Consider the following 20,933-nt stretch of genomic DNA (forward strand, 5'->3'; position numbering starts at 1 on the left):
TTGTAATGTCTTAGTCATTTCATGAAATTCTGCGTCTGTTCTAAGAATCTTTAGGCGATTATACATCGTTTTTCGTAGATAAGAGTTTAACTCATTAAGATTTATCGTAATTCTAGTGGCTGCTGAATAGTAATTTTGTATCCCCATAACGATAGTATTAAAATTCCAAACGGTTTGATTACTAGGATGTTTTTGAACAGCTTTGATTGCTTCTTTTATTTTGTTGGAAGCATTTAGCTTTGCTTTCTTAGACATATTTGACTTGGCTACATAGCCAAATCTCGTTTTGCCCTTTCTAACTGCCTTAATGGAAAACCCTAAAAATTCGGAAGAATTTTTCTTTAGGTTTATTACCTTAGACTTTTCTTCACTAGTTTCGAGGTGCAGTCTAGTCATCAGAAAATCTTTAATTGCGCAGTTCATTCTGATTGCTTGTGAACGTGTGCGACAAAGCACCTTGAAGTCGTCCGCATAGCGGACAATATAACACTCTTTTAGTTTAGACTTCTTTAGTGCTTGATATTTAATCCCATTTGTTTTGTATTGAAACTCAGTTGTGAAAGTTTCCCATTGATTACTTATCCACCAATCAAGTTCATTTAAAACGATATTTGAAAGTAGTGGAGATAGAATGCCACCTTGCGGTGTTCCTTTAGATGGTACACCTTCACCGTGAATTTCAGCTTTTAATAGTTTTGAAATAATGGCGATTAACGACCTATCCCTTATGCCTAAAGACCAAATTTGTTTTAAGAGTTTACTATGATTAACATTATCAAAGAAACCTTTAATATCTACATCAATACAATGGTGAAGCCCAGATTGATTAATTAAAAATTCAAATCTTGCTTTTGCATGATGGGTATTTCTATTCGGTCTGAATCCATAACTATGCTTATGAAACTTAGCTTCACAAATCGGTTCTAATACTTGCAGAATGCACTGTTGAAAAATCCTATCCCAAATGGTTGGAATTCCTAGAGGTCGAGTCTTACCATTCACTTTTGGAATCAAGACACGTCTGACTTTTTGTGGTTCATACGATTGAAACATCTGCTGAACCTTTACTATTACATCTTCCACTGACAAATGACTAATATCTTTAATTGTTAATTTATCTGTGCCTGCCGTTTTACTTCCAGTGTTTCTTTTAATATTTCGATAGGCAAGACGTATGTTTTCATTAGAACTCATCAATTCTATTAATCCATAAAACTTATCACCATTGGTACTACGAGCATAAAGGGAATCGAAACACCCTTGTAGATTGTAATACTCGTTATGCCTCAGTTTCTTCCGTTTCAATAAGTCAGCTACCCCTTTCGGAGTTAAACCTCTTTTAGTCTCACGAGAACCTTATTAACCGATAAAGATCTGTCTTACATGGTTGAATGATTCTTCATTAGTCTAGTGGCTATCCCTCTGTGTTGATTAGACACTTCATTGGTAACGTGCCACCACTTTCACTGATACAAAAAAAGTTATACCATAACTAATATCATTATGGCTTTCCTTATTACCATTTCATCAGAAGTAAGTCTTCCATGTTATCAGCTTACAACGTTGAATTATATCTATTATAGAATGAACTTAGGTGCTTCCTGTAAGCCTGTTAACTTTCATACGCCTATAACGTACCGTGGATTTTCATATAAGTTAGTCTTACTCACCCACAGTTAACCTCACATTTTTGGTGATATACACATTTCTATGTATTGCAGTTCTAGACCCGTACATTCAGAAGTTTGTCAGCTTAACCTTTTTCTTTTAGGTTTATTCGCATACTCACCATATTCATTCAACTCAAGCATCATGATTTACACCACCATCGCGGGTAGGCTTTCGTCAGCTAAACTTCACTGGTACGGTAAATTCTTACGCCTTTTCACCGAGCTCTTAACACTATCATCCTTACTGAATTCAGTGCTAATCGACTAAGAGAGAACCCTTCCGAGCGTTACCTCTTCATTTGATTCTTCGATATAATCCTTCAATTCCACATGGAATTGCCTAGCCTTTACCAGAGAAATGTGACCATCCTCCATTTAAGCTAGGAACATTTCGCACAACTATCCTGCCCGTTAGTTTAAGATCAACATTTCACAAACTAACAGTTATTTATAAATATATTTTACCAGAAAATACAGAATTATTGTTTTTATTTTCCACAAATAAGGAAATAATTCATCAAAAGAAGATAAATATATTGGAGGGATCAAGTAGTGCAACTAACGAAAGCCTGGGAAATATACAAGGCCGAGAAACGAATTGAAGGATTTTCACCCCATACCTTAAACGCCTACTGTCTACAAGCAAATCTCTTAGTTCGTTACTTCCAAGATATCAATCCTCAATCTATTGCGACTCAAGGAATTAAAGATTACTTAGCGTCTACTAGCGAAAGATTAAAACCCTCAAGTCTTGCTCATCGTGTCCATTTTATCCGCTCATTTTTCCGTTGGTTACATGAAGAAGGGCATATAACATCTAACCCAGCTGCTAAAATCAAAGAACCCAAAGTGGGTAAACGAATCCCAAAGTTCTTAACAGAGAGAGAAATTGAACATTTAAGGGAAGGTTGCCAGACTCCAATGGAGAAAGCCTTGTTTGAATTTATGTTTTCGATAGGATGTAGAATTGGGGAGATTGTTTCTTTAAATAAGAATTGTATTAATTGGGGGAATCAGTCTGCGATTGTAAGAGGGAAAGGAGATAAGGAGCGAGAAGTGTATTTTAATATTAGGTGTGATATTTGGTTAAAGCGTTACCTTCAAAAGCGGACTGATCAAGACCAAGCCATATTTGTAACGGAGCGAGTTCCTCATCGAATGAGCATTGCCTAGATGAGGTATATCATTAAGCGGATATCGAAGCGGGCTGGTCTAGATAAAGTGAAACTTCAATCAGTGGGGTTTTCTTCATCCCCACTGATTGTTAGTTGAACCAATCGGACTTTTACGGGCAGTTTATCCCCGCAACTACTCCTACAGGTATACTCAAGACTAGAGGTAGGGGTATTACTGCCCGTTAAAGCGGGATAAAACCATACATCCTCATCAATTGCGACATAGTTATGCAACTCATTTACTTAATAATGGAGCTCCACTAGATGTGATACAAAGTTTACTTGGACATGAAAAGAGTGAAACTACTCGTATCTATGCTCAGTTGAGCGGAAAATTGAGAGAGGAATTTTATAGAAAATATTTCTAAATTAGAGAAGGTTCTTATAGCTATATGTTAGGATGCCTTTGAATTTTACGATCATATTGACCAAGGATACGCCAACTTCTTTGTTGCATAGTATCTAGGCTAGTGTAATAAGAAGTACACCATGCCTTAATAAAGCATATCTTTTCCTAAAATATTAGAAAACTTGGCATTCGCCACAAAATCTTGGCGAATGCCTTAGTTGCACTTATGCTTTACGTCACATTTAGACTGTGACGTAAAGCATATAATTTCCTAGAAATAAAGCATATAACTTCCAACCCTAGAGCCACAAGGTATCTCAGCTCTTTTTAAAAGACTTATTAACCCAAAAGACTACTACCATTCAAATACAATCGAGTAATAACCTCTTTTTTCTACTTTTAGGAAGCTTTATGCTTTACAATTTTATTTTAGGAAATTATATGCTTTACATTTCTATTTTAGGAAACTATATGGTTTACTTAATTTCAGTACCCTTTTACACTCAATTTTAGATTAACAATTGTAGAATTAAATATTCAATTATATCCTAAACTTTCCAAAGCCTCCTTCCAAGCCTGTTTTACCCATTCTTTTCTAAATAAATGCTTATTTTCGAGATTTTCTAGTACCTTATTTGAACTAGGATAAATTCCTTTTTGATGTAAAATATTTACAATTTCTTTAATATCTCTTTTTATAATTTGAACCCTCTTCCTTTTTAATTCACTAATATACTCTTCATATCGTTTAACGACCTTTTTGCATAAATTTGGGGCAACTCTTTTTGCAGTTATTAAAGTTATACCATAATCTCTTGAAAACTGATTTAAACTTATGGGGGTATCCAGACTTAAACAATCTGTTAACATTTTTTCAATTTCGATTCTTCTTTTTCTTACCTGTTGTTCTCTATAATAATTATAGCTTTCTGTTATCTCTTCACATAATTTAGGAAAATTCCCTTTTGCGGTGGGTACATAAAAACCATACTCTTTGGATATTTTATTTAGACTTTTTGGCTCATTTGAATTGACCTCTTTCCTTAGACAATTTTCAATCTCACTTATTGGGATAGGTTTCTGTGGTGTAAAGCTATCTTTTTTTATTTCAAGCACTACCTTTTTATTATTGTCATAAAGCATCTCATAAATAGTTAAACCTATTTTTCGACCAATTTTTAAAAGACTTTCACTTGAAGGATGTCTTCTTCCTTTTACCCATGAATTGACCGTTGCTGAATTTAACTCTAAAATATTTGCCAACTTTGCTACACTTTTAATATCTAATTTCTTCATTAATCTATTTAAAAAGTTTGAAATAAAAACTCTTGTTGGGTAAATTGATTGCTTTGATGAATTTGCAAGCAATTCCTTATAATTTTGGAAAATAAATATATCTTCCTCGGTTAAAATTTCTTTATTAAATACCAATTCACCTCCCAACCACGATCCACAATATTGACAATATCCAACCATTAGTTCCTTATGCAAATACGGTAAATTTCTTTTACAATTTGGACACTGGTCGTGTAGTACTACTTCATGTACTTCGCATTTTTTTATATCAGAAATATACCAAATTAGCGGTTCATATATAATCTTTGAATCGGATTTCATTTTATTTAAGCATATTGGACACCACTTTCTATATCTACAAAAGAGTTTTGTTGAAAAAATCCCTTGCCAATTTAACATTGTCAGATTACGTAGATCATCTCTACTTGTTAATAATTCCAATGCATTACAATATTCCAAAGTAACGGGACTATTCTCATTAATAAAATGTGAGGTATCCTTAATTATTCCTTGTCTAAGTTGATCTTTTAAATAATCTATATTTAGCATAGGTGCAATTACTTTACTCAGCAATGGTGATACAGCTAAATTATGATTTTCCGCGATTCTAGAAATATAACTTGATAGACTTTCTACATAAGGTGTGCCAATTCCAATCGGTTCAATATTATATAACTCTGTTCTGGTGGATAAAAAATAATCTACTATTCTTTGTTCATCTGTTAAACTGCTTAAATATAAATTCATTACTGATTCCTCCTGATGTATGATAATGCGTTAACAAGTAAATCTAAGAAATAAAAAATTGAGCAGGAAATACCTACTCAATTTTTCTTTAATATTTTATATCCCCTAAGCTTAGGCCAATCCTACAGTATCCCTTTCTGGTTTTCTAATTCCCGGCTTAGGATTATTTTTTCTTTTTGGTTTTTCATTATCTTTCTCATTTTTAATTCCCAGCAAGGTTTGAAGCTCATTTTTGTCTTTTTTATTATCACTGAAATAGTACTCTCCAGTAATTGCCTCTTTTGCTAGTGTTAAAAGCTTTTTTGTTTGTAAAGCATTTCTTTTCAAATTTTGATAGGTAATAGTTTTCTCTTCTTTTTCTATAGCATCTGAAAGGCATCTTTGTAACCAATTCTTCAGAATACCAGCACACCCAATGGAATTCTCATATATATATTCCGAGTACTTCTTTAAATCGGGTTCCTTCTCCACAGGTAGCAATTTCTGAAAGGTCAATAATAAAGCTTGGAAGTACCTTCTATCTTCCGCATTGGTATAATCATACCTCGGAAAGTGAATTTCCTTAACCCTTCTAGATAACTGACCATCTAAATTGAAAACAGCATTTAAATCATAAGTTCCAAATAAAACAATTTTTGTGGTACTCATGTTTGCTAATGATTTAATAGAATTAAATTGCCTTTGGTTCTGTTCACTGTTACCCCTTTTTTCTGAATTAATTTTAAAAAAGTGCTGAGCTTCATCAATTAGAAGTGCTTTTGTTTTCCTGTTAAAAAATGCACTCTCTATTGATCTACGTAGCTCTGGCGCAGTATTTGCATTAAGGGGGTTGTTACTGTTACTTTTCTTATTTTTCCTATTTTTCTTTTCAATATCAGTAACATCAATCTTATAGTCAATTAATGGATCCTTTAATGATGAAAGAACTCTATAATAGAAATCTTTCCAATTGAACTTACCTAAATCTGGATTTGGAAGCTCAATGCCAGAGATAGGGATAATGCTTCTATCTTTCTCAGTTTCTTCTTTCATATCTTTAAGAACAGATAACGTCGTTGCAGAAAAAAGTCTGGATTTCCCAACTCCTGATGGGCCAACAACCATAATGATGTTTTGTGATCCTTTATAAATTTCATTTTTTAATTCATCTGAAACTTGTTTCATTTTTGTATGACTAACAGTAAAATCATTAAAAAATTTTTCTCGTTCTTTCTTAGATTTTGTTAAAAGCTCTTCTTCAAATAATCTTTGTTTTTTTGTCACCTAAACTAACTCCTCTCAGTCCCACGATCATCATATACGGTCTCTGAACAATTGAATCCCCCATAGTTACTTTATTTAATTAGGTGTTTCTTCATTATTAATAATCTTTAAGTCAGGCCTTACAGCTTATAATTTTGTCCATTCTCCGTCTTACCATTTAAATACTTGTAACACTAAGTTGGCATCGAATCCATTGATTATTAACATACGCATATAATATTCCAGTATTGAGCGGATCAAATTTAACCTCAACCTTAGTATACTCAAGCATTGGATTGTTAAATTGTTTGCACCAATAATATAAATAGTTTAATTTAATCCCCCGTCTTGGATGAACTTTTCTAGTTTTACCTTTTGGAGAAGGTAGTGTCATCAAAATAAATGTTTCGTCATAAGGAATATAGATATTCGGATGTCCAGATACCTCAAAAGAATTAAGAAATGCTTCTTTGGGACTTTGTTGAAGTGATGGATTTATATAATTGTCATATACATAATTAATCCAATTTTCAAGTCGTTTATTTAAGGTCTCAAGTGTCCATACTACATGGTTTTTAGGGTTCACAGAATTATTAACCTGCTGTACATTTCTTGTGTTTCCCATAAGGTTATGGATAAGGCATTTATTTGTTAATCCAAATAATCTTTCTACCACATTATTAGACCCCGCCTTTGCAGGTGGTCTTTGTTGCATATGAATTCCATAAGTTTCAAGAAAAACTTCAAAATCAACACTATTAAATTCCTTTCCACCATCTAATACTAAAGTTTTTGGAAGTCGGTTATATTTTTTTACACACTTCCTAATAACCATCATACAACTATTGTAAGAGGGTTCTTCAAAGGTTAGATAAAAAGCAAGAACCCTTCTTGAATAATCATCAATCATTAGTGTTAACCAAAGTTGCTTAGAATGCCTACCATCAATATCTACTTCTATATCTAATTTAGTATGGTCAATGTATACTAATTCGAAAATACCTTCAGCATGTTTCAAATTAGTAAATTCTAGTTCTTTATAAAATCCCTCATATTTATATAAGGTTCTTCTTTCCTTTCCAAGCCCATACTTTTGCTCATTTGTAATTCCATTTAATGAATCTTCTCGTTTATTCTTAGATTTTGATGAAGGGTATTGTTCAAGTAATCTTTTTCCTTTTGTCACCTATATCAACTCCCCAAATATCTCAAGATCGTCATCATCATAAATATCATCTGTTTCATTAGAATTACTGTCATTCACATTTTCATCATTTGAACTATCGTTGCTTCCATAAACCTTTAATTCTGGATTAGTTGAAGATAAATTTTCGTATACTAATTCCTCTTCTTTTAATTCAGATTCAATAATATATTGTGCAATCATTTTTGCTGTCACTGTATTGTTTTGTGAATATAATTTATTCTTTTGCCTGATTTCTTCTGTAATAATTTTCATTTGTTTTTCACTTTTACCATATAAATATTTGTAACCTTCAGATTGGCATTCTACCCATTGATCTCCTACATATGCATATGCAATTCCAATATTGAAAGGATCATATTTTACTTCAACTTGGAAATTTTCAATTTTTGGATTTCTGAATTGGTCACACCAATAATATGAATATGATAATTTAATACCTTTACCCGGATGTACTTTTCTAGTTTTCCCTTTTGGAGATGGTAATGTCATTAAAATAAAAGTATCATCATAAGAAATATAGGTTTTCGGACGACTTCCAGAAACATTAATTGATTCTTCATATGCCTCTTTTGGACTTTGATGAAGTGATGGATTTATTTTATTGTCATAAACTCTATTAAACCAGTTCTCAAGGGATTCATTTAAAGTTTCTAGTGTCCAAATTGCATGGTTTTTCGGATTTACTGATTTAGTAACTTGTCTTACATTTTTTGTTAATTGCGTGTTTCCAGCAAGGTTATGAATAAACAGTTTATTAGCTATTCCGAATAATCTTTCCACATCATTTCCATATCTTGATTTTGCAGCAGGTCTCTGCTTCTTGTGAACACCATAAAAGGCCAGTAAAGACTCAAAATATACACTATGAAATTCTTTTCCCCCATCCAGAACAAGGAAGTTAGGAAGTCGGTTATAATTCTTTACACATTCTCTAACAATCATCATACAACTGCGATATGAAGGTGGTTCAAATGTTAAATAAAAGGCAAGTACCCTTCTAGAAAAGGCATCAATCATCACGGTAAGCCACGGCCGCATGGTCTTATGACTAGTAAGTTTTAATTCAATATCCAGCTCAGTATGATCAATATGCGCCAGTTCGAAAACACGCTCCCCATGCTTTGGAGTAGTAAATTCTAATTCAGTATAAAATTCCTCAAACTTATATGCTGCTCTTCTTCCCTTTCTAGATTCTGCTACTTCATATTTAGAAAGATTATTAATCGCAGTACACAATGTTTGGTATGATGGTGGATCAATATTAAGTTCTTCACATTTAACTAACAATTCACGATAAACTTGTTTCGCTGTTTTAGACTTAATGTTTTTATAACTTTGATCAATTACACCACTCATTATTTTTTCTGTTTCCGGTGGCAATTTCGAATTTTTATTTCCTTTTTTTTTTGTTCTGGGAAGAAGTCCGACAAAACCATTTCCATATAATTCTTCTGCATCATTGTATTTTTTTACCCAATTTCTGAGACTTCTTCTAGTAACATTTAAATGAACATTTTCTCCGTTTAGATACTTTGTAACAATTTCATATTTCTTATTTGCCTCTTCTAAGTCCTTTTCACTAGCTTCGGCAATCATCTTGTTTAATTTAATACTTTCTTTATTGTTATTACTTTCCACAGCCTTTATATAACCTTCTGATATATATGATTCAAACAAGTGGATTGGTAATTCAGCATGTTCATTTGTACTTTTTGAATATAGAAACACTTTTTTATTGCCACTGTCGTAATTTAAGATAGTCCAAGCACTATCTCCCCATAAAATACTATTCCCGTTTTTTATTTCAATCATCTTAGGTGAAATTCTTTTTCTACTTGATTTTTCAATTATCGAAAAACCCTTATGCTGTTGTTTATTTAGATATACCTTTACACTCTCTGGTTCGGTTATTAAATCGTTGTACAAATCAATATAGATGATGTTATTTGCTATTAAGTCATATATATCATCAGAGGTAAACCGTTCCTCTGCATTTTGAATAAGCTCTAGTATGGTTATACCGGGCGCAGATATTATTGCCTCCTTAATCTTTGCAATAATTTGATCTTCGGGTTTATGCCCATTGGTAATATAATCTTCCAGAAATTCAAGGTTACGTTGAAGTATCCAATTAATCTCAGATGACGAACGTACAAGAAAATCCAAACCAAACTGTATTGCATAATTTTTTCCGAGTGCGAATTCCCATCTTCCATTATTTCTAAAATATCTATCTGGTTTTTCCTGAGACTTTTTAATAAGATGTTCTTCTGTCTTGCACTCTACCCAATAGGCTCTTTCCTTTTCGATTACAAAAAAATCTGCTGTATACCAATAAGCCATTTTTCTATTTTTATCTTTCTTACTTTGAAAATAATTCAATTTTATTTTGGGTGGTTGATCATAATACTCCAAAACATCATCATTAAATTCCATCATATAGATAGTTGGTAATTCAACCTTATGGCTCTCAAATTGAATGGTAACCCCCATCTTTTTACTACTATACCTTCCACTAACGTTATTTCTACCTCCCCCAACCCGTCTTGCTGGAGGGGACTGTCTTATCCGTTGAATTTCCTTCTTTGCCTCTTCCGTTAAGTCCATTCTTGCTGCCCATTCATCAAACTCACTTGAACTCATCATTTAAATATGTCCTCCTATTCTTATACTCATAACCACTTTGTACTAATAAAAATTTCCAATAATCTTGTAAAACCTTTTCTTTTAAAACCCCATTTTTATTAATCTTGTCTTCAATTTTTCTACGACTAGGATATAATCCTTCATTTTCCAACTCATTAAAGGCTAGATTAATTTGTTCTTTTAACCTTTTAATTCTTAGCTCTGACTTTTCTTTTATATAGTCGTAATATCTCCTCGATATTTGTTTACAAAGATCCGGAAAATTTCTGTACAATACCCTCTTATCCCGACCAATTACTTTTGCAACTGAATTCATCGATATTGGAGTATCTGTACTTAAATGTTCAATCAGTTTTTTCTCAATTACATCATAATTAAGTGGTTTTCGAGTTTGTTTTGTTTTATTATTAATGACCCGCTTGTCATTAATTTGAAATATATTAACATCTAGTTTTTGAGATTCTAAGAGGAAATCTAAAATTTCTTTATTTAATTTAAAACATATTTTTAGTATGTTATCTAAAGAAGGAAAGTTTTGACCATATAGCCAATATCGGAGAGTGCTTTTTGGGATACTTAGGTGACTTGAAAAACCCGCAACATTATTTGAAAAACGTTCTTCATTTATTACTTTCAATTTGTTTATAAATGTATGCTTAAAACTTTGAACATCTATCTTGTTATGATTTATTGATAAAATATCCTTCACATTTTCATAAACATAAAGTTCCCACCTGAATTTTTCTAGATTGATCCTTTTGCTTTCACTTTCTTGGGCTAATATAGAGGAACAATTTGGACAATAGCCGGGAACCATTTGCCTGCGTATGATATCAACTTTCTTTTTACATATAGGACATCTATCAACTAAAAAACGACTATGTTTTTTGCAAATCTCTACAGGTTTTAAATGCCATATCAGCGGATAATATATAACCTCTCCATCCTTCTCCCAAGTTCTAATACAGTCAGGACACCAAGTGAGTGTATCCTTCAGTAAATTTCTCAATGGAATGAATTCTTTTAGGTTGTACAAGGTTAAATTAATTAGGTCATCTCTGGATGTTAACTTCTCAACTGTCCATGCAAGTTCAACAGCAATTTCCATGTATCCATTTACAGTTTTTGCCTTTTCATAAAAGCGGTTCCCTCCATAAGCTGAAGCCCGTTCTAAATAACTCTTATTCATTTCAGGAAAAATCATCTTATTGAATAAATGACCAACAGAGAGGTTGTGTTCATATGCTACCCTAATTAAATAACTGCTCAGGCTTTCAACTAACTCAGTTTGCAAACCAATTGGTTCAATACTGTATAAATCACTTCTAGAATCTAAATTTATTTCTATCATTCTATTACACCCCATAAATTTAATAGATTAATAGTTATTATTGCCATATAGAACATTTAACTATTCACCTTTTCCATATCAGGTCGTTTTACGGGCATAAACGGTCTGTTTTGGGCCTTATTTGGATTAAAGTAAGGTATTTTTGTATTTATTCACACATGAAAATAAGGTTTAAATATACGATTTAGAGTACATTTAGACCTTATTTTTAAATTAAAATAAAAAAATTATAGTTAGCTATTCGAATAGCTTTTTTAATAGAGTATAATACTTAAAATTATCTTAGGAGGTTTAATAAATGCTATCATTTAGAGCTGTTTTTACTATGGAAGAGGAAAAAAATAATTATAATTGTGTAGATGTAACTTGGTACGATTGTCCAATTGACGAACCGTTTAACTACGAATACTTCGAAAATGAATCAAATAGTTATATTGCATGGACAGAGGACCTTATTAATTTTCACCGATGGATTTTCAAATATTTTTATCAAGGTTATGTACTCCAACAATTTGAGTTGATAATATACCAAGACCATAATCAGACTGAAGATGAAGTCCTATTCTCGATTCCACATTTTAATATTAAATATAAGGATTGTTTAAATATAATTCACGATGGATTAGTTAATTATAAAAGAGATATAGTAGAAATTAACTTTATTAAATCAGTGCAAAATTATGAGCATATTTTTAATAGAATCATTCTATTTAAAAAACATTGGTTAAGATTGGCAAATATAAGAAGTAACAAAGAAAATGAATTAATTGAGAATGACCTTATATTTGACTTACCATTCCTAATATATTTTGCAAATAGCATAGAGGAATTTAGAGAAATAATTAATAAGGTAATCAAGTATTTCAATGGTATATTTAAACTATTAAACAAGAATAGTAATGACCGAAACGTAAGAAAGGTCAAAAATATTGTGACCGTCAAGTAGAATGACACAATTTTTGCTTATTAATTTGAAACACTTGGTTGTCCAAATATAGTCGATCTATGCTTCATTCGCCAACTGTCTTCATTCAAGTGAATGATCTCCACTCGGTGTAAGATGCGATCCAATATTGCTGTTGTAATTGCTTGATCTCCTAATAGTTCTCCCCATTCCTTCGGACCCTTATTTGATGTCAAAATAATGGATGATTGGTTGTAGAGGTCATTGATTAAATGAAAGAACATATTTGCTTCTTGTTTGTCCATTGCCATAAACATGAGGTCATCGATAATAACTAAATCTGCTTCTTTAATTCTTTTCATTCGTGTTTTTGATTTCCTAGTAATTTCTTCTGTTTTTAAGACATTTATAAGATCCCCCATGGTTGTAAATATCACTTTGTACCCTTGGTTTAAAGCCTCCATTCCTAATCCGATGGATAGGTGAGTCTTACCTACACCTGGCGGTCCCAGAAGAATAATATTGTATAATTGCTCCACCCATGTGAGGTCCTTAAGCTGGTTTAGTTTCTTATTACTTAATGATTTTTGCTCTTCTAAATTAAATTCATCCAGAGTGCTATAGAACGGAAATGTTGCCCATTTTAATCGTTTTTCTAACTGTTTCGCTTCTCTGCGATGTTGCTCATAGGTTGCTACATCTAGGAGGAACTGAGTAAAGGATGAATCCTTTTCCTCAGCTGCTCTTATTAATGTTGGAAGGTGATTAGCTGTTTCAGCTAATCGAAGGTTTCTCATCATGTCCTGTAGCTGATTTAACTGACTCAATTTGAATCACCTGCCAATATTTCTGTATAAGTATCCACTTTTCTTTTCTGTGCTTCCGTCTCCATAACCCATCCAGAGACTTTATGCAAAGGTGTCCCAGTCTCATCGTTGTCGGTTACTGTACCATGAACTCGTCGTTGTCGTTTCACATAGGAAACGATATCGCTAAACTCTGTTGCACTGTATAAGTTTCTTTTGATACATTCTTCTAGTGCAGCTGATAAAATGCTCTCCGTATTCTTCTGCGTTTCTTTTAATATCATTTGTAATTGATCTCTAATATATCTTGGATATTTTTCTCTTAGTACATCTAGATAGTCATAGGCCATCTTTGTATCAATGAACTGGTTGGAAACGGTATTGATAAAGGCCCCTATACCTTTCGTACGGTCACGGGAATGTTGTCTATCTTTCACTAACCGCCCTTTCCCTTCTGGAATCCTATGTTTCGCAATGATTTCGCCTGTTTGAGAAATATAGACCAATAGATGCTTATCCTCTGTCTCTTTTATACAAACATTTTCATACTTGTTAAAAGTGCCAAGTGGAAGAGAATACCTGTTAGATAAATACCGAATAGTATTGTCCTTATGGACACTTCTTGTTATACTATTTTCATAATTGTTTATAAGATCTATATCTTGTGTGACTGGTCTTAAGTGTTGCTTTTCTAAGGAGAACACTTCGACTGGTCTTTTTTTTGTTGTGTTGTGTATTTTATAATTACCTGTCCGATTTAACCATCGCCAACCCTGCTCATTCCAGGAATCGATATCATGAAAAACTCGATGCTTAGCGAAATTATGTTTGATGAAACCTACCACATTTTCTATTTTCCCTTTACTTTCAGGGTCAGCTTTTCTACAAACATGAAGAGTGAGCTTCCTAGTTTCTTTATATTGTTGAAATTCCTTTGTTAAAATTAAATCTCCACTATTTTCACTTACGACTATTAAACTATCTTGGTCATATACAAGTTCTCTCGGTATTCCCCCGAACCATTTAAATGCATGTTCATGCGCTCGAACAACATCTTGTGTGGTAAAAGGCCTATCTAACCATTCTTTGTATTTATATCTGGAATTAGCCAAAACAAAAGCAATAAAGTTGAGCTTTACTTCTTTATTATCAGAAGTTTTTTGTTTGGTATGACCAAAGTCAACCTGGATCTGTTCTCCAAAAGGTAAATCAGGAATTGCTTCATAATCTCTGGGTGATGTTTCTTTTTCTATTTGATATACTTCTCTTAATTCTCTAACGAATGCTCGAACGGTACTTTCCCCCACATTCAAGCCTTCATACTTCTCTTGGAGCCAATCTTGCACTTGTGCCGATGACATGTCAGGATGTTCCCTTAACCAAGAAAGAATTAACTTCTTATATGGATCTAACTTCTTCTTCCTAGTTTTCAAGGATTCTACCCATTCCACCATCTCCGAAGGAGACTTCTTTAGGTTTCGATAGACGGTAGATCTCGAAACTCCTAACTTTTCCGCCACCTTTGTTTTACTAAAGCCTTGTTTTAACAACTGTTGTATCTCCATGTACATTTTCCACTTATCCACCTTTACTGTTCCCTCCATTGATGTGTTTTTGGTAAGCCATAAACATCATACAATGGAAGTATCTAATATTTTACTGGTATATTTGGGTAAATAAGTGTTTCTTCTTATCTAGCGAAAACTGTCTACTTTAGTTTAGCAGTCACAAATATATTGGTACTACTATTAGATGATTTAAGAAATGAGGAAAGAAATATAAATGAATTTAGTTGGATGTTTAAAATCAATGGGAATGAAATTCATAAAGAAAATAAAGATGATATCGAACTACATCTTCCACTTGAGGAAGAATTCGATGATAATTTACCTCTCTAAATTATATTAAATTTTTTTGGCTGTCCAGACAGAACGTAATGACTCTTAGGACAGCCTTTTTTTGATAAAAATAATTAATTACATACTCTTAATGACTTCTTTGCTGTTCTAAAGCATAGCGCAATGAAATCATTGTCATTTTATAACTACATAGATTATAATCATATAGAATTCTGTGGGTTTATATAGAAGGAGACAGTAGCATGAATAAAAGGTTAAAAAGAAATAGAATTCGTTGTAAATGTTGCGGAGATATTATTGAATCAAAACAGATATATGATTTTCAACAATGTTCATGCAAAACGGTGGCGATTGACGGTGGACTGGAGTATGCCAAAAGAATTTTTCCTAGTAATCCACCTGAAAAATTTTATGATGAATTAGTAGAATATGAATGATTTCGTATATATTTGAAGAACTTAAACTGATCCACTAGCAAGTATTTATTGCTGTTCTAATATAGGTAATCGGTTGGTGAATTTCGAAAGATGACGTTGCCGTATTAATGGGGGTACACAAAAGAATGTAACGAACGATAAAACAATAATTTAGCATAAAAGTATAGATCACGAAACCTAATACAACTGAATCATTTCTAAAATATGTCAATAATAATAAATCCCTCTTATAGTTCAACTACTACAAAAAGAACCTACCCAGTTTGTGGATAGGTCCCTAATTTAATAATTACTCTACTGGTGACAATTCACTTTCCGTTACCCATTTGTGGTTTTTCACCTCTTCTCCAGAATCGGTAGCAACAAAATCAACCATATATACGGTTGTTTCTTCCGCTGAATCGATTACTGCAGTTGCACCGTCCATGCCCTTCATGTGATCTGCATTAAGAGTAACTTCAGTTCCCGGTTCAAAAGGTTCATCTCCTGCTTCTTTAACTTCTTCATGAATAACCCATTTATGATTTTCTACTGGTTCTCCACCAGTCGTTGGCGTGTAGGAAACAGTATATACCGTTGTATCATATGCGCCAATAACCGTTGCCTCAGCACCATTCATCCCCAGCATATGGTCGGATTCAATTATTGCTTGGCTGCCCACCTCATAAGTTGGGTTTTCCTCTTCTTGTAGGCCTTCGGGAACTTCGCCAGAGCTAGAATGGTTCATACCAGAATGCTCCATGCCTTCCATATCTTCGTTGGTATCAGATTCCTCCATATCCATTTCATCATTATTGGATTCCGTGTCCATATTTTCTTCAGTGCTTGATTCAGTTTCTGTGTTTTCTTCTTCATTCGCACCTGTACATGCAGCTAAGAAAAGCACTGTAAATAAAGTTAATATCCCAATTACAAATTTTTTACTTATCATTTAAACATTCCCTCCTAATTGAATTGCTATTGCTTTATTTTAACCAAGAGACTTGCAGAATATATGCAGATTTTTAGATACTAAGAATCATTTTGAATCTAAGATGAACCATTCACATTTTACCTTAATGTTGGTAACAATCATTATCAAAATGCTCTTTAAATACTACATTTTACCTTAATATCGATATTTTCATTTAGAATACAACCTACACTTTGAAAATTTAGTTATCTATATAACTTAATTTTACACTGAAAAGCAATTATCGTGTGTTAAGTACTATATCATTTTATTTATGTTGCATAAAAAAAGCTGATTTCCAAATAGAAAATCAGCTTTTTACTATGTTTATTAAGCTCCCACATCGTAGCCTTGTTCTTCAATAGCTTCTTTCATGGCATCAACATTTACTTTCGATTCATCAAAAGTAACATCTACTTTGCCAGCTTCTAAATTAACTTCAGCAGAGGATACACCATCTAATTTTTTCAATGCACCTTCAACTGACATTTTGCAATGACCACAAGTCATACCTTGTACATCTATTGATTTCTTTTCCATACTGTTTTCACCTCCTCTAAAGGATGTTTTTATAACTTCACTCGTTTTAGACGGAGTGAGTTAGTAACTACACTTACAGAACTTAATGCCATTGCTGCACCAGCAATCCAAGGCGCAAGTAATCCAATAGCCGCAACTGGTATTCCAGCCGTATTGTAGCCGAAAGCCCAGAAAAGATTTTGACGGATATTTCGAATGGTTGCATGACTGATTTTAATTGCCTTCGGTATAAGCAATAGCTCACCGCCAAGAATCGTTACGTCAGCAGCTTCAATAGCCACTTCTGTACCAGTTCCAATGGCAATACCAATATCCGCTATAACAAGTGCAGGTGCATCATTCACACCATCTCCAACCATTGCAACTTTCTTACCTTGTTCTTGGATTTCTTTTACTTTAGCTGCTTTTTCTTCAGGTAATACTTCAGCGATTACCTGATCAATTCCAACTTGTTTTGCTATTGCTTTGGCTGTTCGTTCATTATCACCTGTTAGCATAAACACTTCTATTCCTAAATCTTGCAATTGCTTAATAGCTTCTGGAGCCGTTTCTTTTATAGTATCTGCAACAGCAACTGTTCCCCGGTACTCACCATCAATGGCAATTAACATTGCTGTTTTACCATCTATTTCATATTGCACCAATTTTTCTTCATAACCTGCTATATCCACTTGATGATCTTTCATTAGCTTTCTATTACCAACAAGAATGTTTTTTCCAGAAATTGTTGCTTCAATACCATGACCCGGTACTGCCTCGAAATGTTCTACATCCAAAAAGTCGATATTATTCTCTGTAGCGTATGCAACAATTGCTTCTGCAAGTGGATGTTCGGACCCTTTTTCCGCACTAGCTAATAATTGTAATGCTTCCTCATCACCTGAAAAGTCAGTTACTTCCGGTTTCCCTTTTGTAATTGTACCTGTCTTATCAAGTACAATTGCTTCTAATTTATGTGTACCCTCTAGGTGTTCTCCACCTTTGAATAAAATCCCACTTTCTGCAGCCTTTCCTGTTCCAACCATAATGGACGTTGGGGTTGCGAGTCCTAAAGCACATGGACAAGCGATAACAAGTACAGCAATCGACGCAACTAAAGCAGATTCCATTTGTCCGGGTTGTACTAAAGTAATCCATATAATAAAGGTTAAGATAGCAATACCGACGACTATCGGAACGAAATAACCTGAAATAACGTCAGCTAATCGTTGTATTGGAGCCTTTGATCCTTGAGCTTCTTCAACAACCTTAACAATAGATGCTAATGCTGTATCTTTTCCTACTTTTGTTGCTTCCATTTCAATGGAACCATTTTTATTAATAGTAGAACCAATTAATTGTTCTCCTAAATCTTTTTCAATCGGAATTGATTCACCTGTAAGCATAGATTCATCAACAGAAGTTCTTCCCTTGATAACAATACCATCTACAGGTATTTTCTCCCCCGGTTTTACAATTAAATGATCACCAACAACTACATCGCTGGCAGGAATCATTATTTCTTTACCATCTCGAATTATACGAGCTTCTTTTGCTTGCAAATTGAGTAGTTTAGATAAAGCATTTGTTGTTTGACTTTTGGCTCTAGCTTCTAAATATTTACCGAATAAAATTAATGTGATTATTACAGCACTTGTTTCAAAATATAAATGCGGCATATATTCTGGATTTCCAATTGTCATGAATGCTTCATATAAACTATAAAAATAAGCAGCACTTGTACCTAAAGCAACAAGTACATCCATGTTTGCTCCACCATTTTTTAAGTTCTTATAAGCCCCAACATAAAACTGCCAGCCGATAATAAATTGAACTGGTGTTGCTAAAGCAAACTGGAACCAAGGATTCATGAAGATATCTGGTATACCCATGCCTAATAAATGTACAAGCATCGTAACTAATAAAGGTGAAGTAAGGATAGCTGAAACGATTAATTTGGTCTTCATATCTTTTAGTTGTTTTTCTTTATAAGATTGCTTCTCTTTAGCCTCTGCCTTGGGTTTAGCATCATAGCCAGTATTTTTGATTTTATCAATCAATGATTTTACATCAATTAACCCCGGATTATATTCAATCGATGCACTTTCTGTCGTTAGGTTAACAGTTGCAAGTTTTACTCCATCTTGTTTGTTCAATACTTTTTCAATACGGGTAGAGCAAGCCGCACAAGTCATCCCAAAGACATCTAGGTCCGCTTTCTCCGTTAGAACACCATACCCAACATTCTCTATTTTTTTCGTTATATCATCAACAGATGTTTTCTCCGGGTCATAATCTATCGTTGCCTTTTCAGTTGTTAAATTAACCTGAGCCTTAACCCCATCCATTTTATTCAAAACCTTTTCAACACGATTAGAACAAGCTGCACAGGTCATCCCTGTTACACCAAGTGTTGTATGATTTGTTTCACTCATAATAATTCCCTCCTTACTTGGAAAATTGCTTCATGACAGTCATTAATTCCTCAATAGTTTCCTTTCCTTCACCTTGTTTAATAGCATCACTAACACAATGGTTAATGTGTCTTTCTGTGATAGAAAATCCTACATTTTTTAGTGCTGATTGAATGGCACTAATTTGTACTAAAATATCTACACAATATCGATCATCTTCAACCATTTTCTGTATCCCACGAACTTGACCCTCAATTCGTTTCAAACGATTAATCGTTTTCTGTATTTCATCTTTCGTTCTTGGTTTACTTGGGTGATCATGTAAGAATCTCTCTTCCAAATGAATCACTTCCTTTTCTTTTATACAATTACTATACCCCCGTACAGTATATTTGTCAATGGGGAAACTTAACTTTTGAAAACATCTTTTAATATTTTACACTTTTTGATGTTAGTTATTTTCTTACATAGCCACTAATGGTAAATTGTTATCCAAGGTCTATTATTAGCTTTTTAATTGTTCTTTACCTATCCGTTTTAAAAATTTATGGAATGTCTCCCGTTTTTTCCCCATTTCAGCATATACAGCAATTATTTTTTCCACTGTATCGTATAATTCTTCTGGTGTTAAATTTTCTTTCAGTAAAGAACCTACCTCAGCATCTTTTCCTTTCGCTTTACCACCAACATATAAATTATAATGATCTTTATACTTCATTACACCTATGTCACTTAACATTGGTTCACCACAACCAATGATACAACCTGTATAAGCAACTTTTAGGGTAAATGGTACAGGTTTTCCTGCTATACGGCGATTTATTTCTTTTGCCACTGGCATCCCTTCCCTTTCTTCCCCTTTGCAAAAATTACAGGTTCTCAAGCTCTTTACGTAATTTCCAACTGGATAACATTTTAAACCGACACTTTCGAATTCTTTAATTACTTCGTCTTTATTATCCTCTGGAATCTCTATATAGAGTTGTTGAAAGGTAGTTAACTCCAGTTCATCTTCCTCACTCATGTATTTTGAAATTGTCATAAGTTGTTTGGAATTGAGTTTGGAACCGAACCCTATTCCCCCATTCACAGCGATTTTTATTTTATTCTCCATATTCTTATCTCCCCTATTTTCAATGTTTCTGGTAACAATGGATAAAATATATCTATATACAAATTAAACAGAATTTTGATGCAAACATCATCCTTTCACTATATAATACTATACCCCCCTAATGTATGTAAAGTAATAAAAAGTGGACAAAATTTTATCCTAAACAATATTAAGAGATCCTTTATCCTCATTGTTGTTATTACCCTAGATTAATTTTTGCTGAAATCTGCACAAAAAATGGACAT

Annotated in this window: 16 protein-coding genes and 2 pseudogenes; 5 read left to right on the forward strand and 13 right to left on the reverse strand. The window is 33.3% G+C overall.

Going from position 1 to position 20,933, the window contains the following annotated elements; translation table 11 throughout:
- Positions 1-1,305: group II intron reverse transcriptase/maturase (gene ltrA / locus RZN25_08070; GenBank protein ID MEQ6376775.1), on the reverse strand; the 1,305-nt coding region annotated here is incomplete at its 3' end.
- Positions 1,306-2,222: 917 nt separating this feature from the next.
- Here ltrA and RZN25_08075 point away from each other — a divergent pair.
- Positions 2,223-2,840, forward strand: a pseudogene (locus tag RZN25_08075) (tyrosine-type recombinase/integrase).
- A gap of 199 nt (positions 2,841-3,039) precedes the next feature.
- Positions 3,040-3,213: pseudogene (locus tag RZN25_08080) on the forward strand (tyrosine-type recombinase/integrase).
- Between the two features lie 518 nt (positions 3,214-3,731).
- Here the strand turns inward: RZN25_08080 and RZN25_08085 are convergent.
- The 5 genes from RZN25_08085 to RZN25_08105 form a co-directional block, all read right to left on the reverse strand.
- On the reverse strand, positions 3,732-5,237 hold the full coding sequence (locus RZN25_08085; GenBank protein ID MEQ6376776.1) for a helix-turn-helix domain-containing protein: 1,506 nt from the start codon (positions 5,235-5,237) through the stop codon (positions 3,732-3,734).
- Positions 5,238-5,348: 111 nt separating this feature from the next.
- Positions 5,349-6,500, reverse strand: coding sequence for an AAA family ATPase (locus RZN25_08090; protein MEQ6376777.1), 1,152 nt, complete (start codon positions 6,498-6,500; stop codon positions 5,349-5,351).
- A gap of 157 nt (positions 6,501-6,657) precedes the next feature.
- Positions 6,658-7,665 carry a transposase family protein gene (locus tag RZN25_08095; protein MEQ6376778.1) on the reverse strand — a complete coding sequence of 336 codons (1,008 nt, stop codon included), beginning with the start codon at positions 7,663-7,665 and terminating at the stop codon, positions 6,658-6,660.
- The gene (locus RZN25_08100) at positions 7,666-10,332 is read right to left on the reverse strand and encodes a DDE-type integrase/transposase/recombinase (GenBank protein MEQ6376779.1); all 2,667 of its coding nucleotides are present in this window, start codon (positions 10,330-10,332) and stop codon (positions 7,666-7,668) included.
- Positions 10,316-11,683: a TniQ family protein gene (locus tag RZN25_08105; protein MEQ6376780.1), complete on the reverse strand. Its 1,368-nt coding sequence runs from the start codon at positions 11,681-11,683 to the stop codon at positions 10,316-10,318. The genes RZN25_08100 and RZN25_08105 overlap by 17 nt, the downstream gene beginning before the upstream one ends.
- Before the next feature lie 298 nt (positions 11,684-11,981).
- Here RZN25_08105 and RZN25_08110 point away from each other — a divergent pair, with 298 nt between their 5' ends.
- Positions 11,982-12,629, forward strand: a complete 648-nt coding sequence (locus RZN25_08110) for a hypothetical protein (GenBank protein ID MEQ6376781.1) — start codon at positions 11,982-11,984, stop codon at positions 12,627-12,629.
- Positions 12,630-12,649: 20 nt separating this feature from the next.
- On the opposite strand, the gene istB is transcribed toward RZN25_08110, so the two are convergent.
- Both istB and istA read right to left on the reverse strand, forming a co-directional pair.
- Positions 12,650-13,414, reverse strand: coding sequence for an IS21-like element helper ATPase IstB (gene istB / locus RZN25_08115; protein ID MEQ6376782.1), 765 nt, complete (start codon positions 13,412-13,414; stop codon positions 12,650-12,652).
- Positions 13,411-14,979 (reverse strand): IS21 family transposase, encoded by a 1,569-nt coding sequence (istA, locus tag RZN25_08120; protein ID MEQ6376783.1) that lies wholly within the window; start codon positions 14,977-14,979, stop codon positions 13,411-13,413. The genes istB and istA overlap by 4 nt, the downstream gene beginning before the upstream one ends.
- A gap of 150 nt (positions 14,980-15,129) precedes the next feature.
- On the opposite strand from istA, the gene RZN25_08125 reads away from it, so the two are divergent.
- Entirely contained in the window at positions 15,130-15,291 is a 162-nt protein-coding gene (locus tag RZN25_08125; GenBank protein ID MEQ6376784.1) for a hypothetical protein, read from the forward strand.
- A gap of 203 nt (positions 15,292-15,494) precedes the next feature.
- Complete coding sequence (locus tag RZN25_08130; GenBank protein MEQ6376785.1) at positions 15,495-15,689, forward strand: hypothetical protein; 195 nt, start codon at positions 15,495-15,497, stop codon at positions 15,687-15,689.
- A 289-nt stretch (positions 15,690-15,978) separates the two neighbouring features.
- Here the strand turns inward: RZN25_08130 and RZN25_08135 are convergent, their stop codons facing one another.
- The 5 genes from RZN25_08135 to RZN25_08155 form a co-directional block, all read right to left on the reverse strand.
- Positions 15,979-16,620 (reverse strand): YdhK family protein, encoded by a 642-nt coding sequence (locus RZN25_08135; protein ID MEQ6376786.1) that lies wholly within the window; start codon positions 16,618-16,620, stop codon positions 15,979-15,981.
- A gap of 351 nt (positions 16,621-16,971) precedes the next feature.
- A complete protein-coding gene (gene copZ / locus RZN25_08140; protein ID MEQ6376787.1) occupies positions 16,972-17,181 on the reverse strand; it encodes a copper chaperone CopZ in 210 nt (69 codons plus the stop codon).
- A gap of 29 nt (positions 17,182-17,210) precedes the next feature.
- Positions 17,211-19,595 carry a heavy metal translocating P-type ATPase gene (locus RZN25_08145; protein MEQ6376788.1) on the reverse strand — a complete coding sequence of 795 codons (2,385 nt, stop codon included), beginning with the start codon at positions 19,593-19,595 and terminating at the stop codon, positions 17,211-17,213.
- A gap of 13 nt (positions 19,596-19,608) precedes the next feature.
- Positions 19,609-19,914, reverse strand: coding sequence for a metal-sensing transcriptional repressor (locus tag RZN25_08150; protein MEQ6376789.1), 306 nt, complete (start codon positions 19,912-19,914; stop codon positions 19,609-19,611).
- 165 nt (positions 19,915-20,079) lie between these two features.
- On the reverse strand, positions 20,080-20,688 hold the full coding sequence (locus tag RZN25_08155; GenBank protein ID MEQ6376790.1) for a nitrite reductase: 609 nt from the start codon (positions 20,686-20,688) through the stop codon (positions 20,080-20,082).
- Positions 20,689-20,933 lie beyond the last annotated feature (245 nt).

The organism is Bacillaceae bacterium S4-13-56, assembly GCA_040191315.1.
Classification (GTDB): domain Bacteria; phylum Bacillota; class Bacilli; order Bacillales; family JAWJLM01; genus JAWJLM01.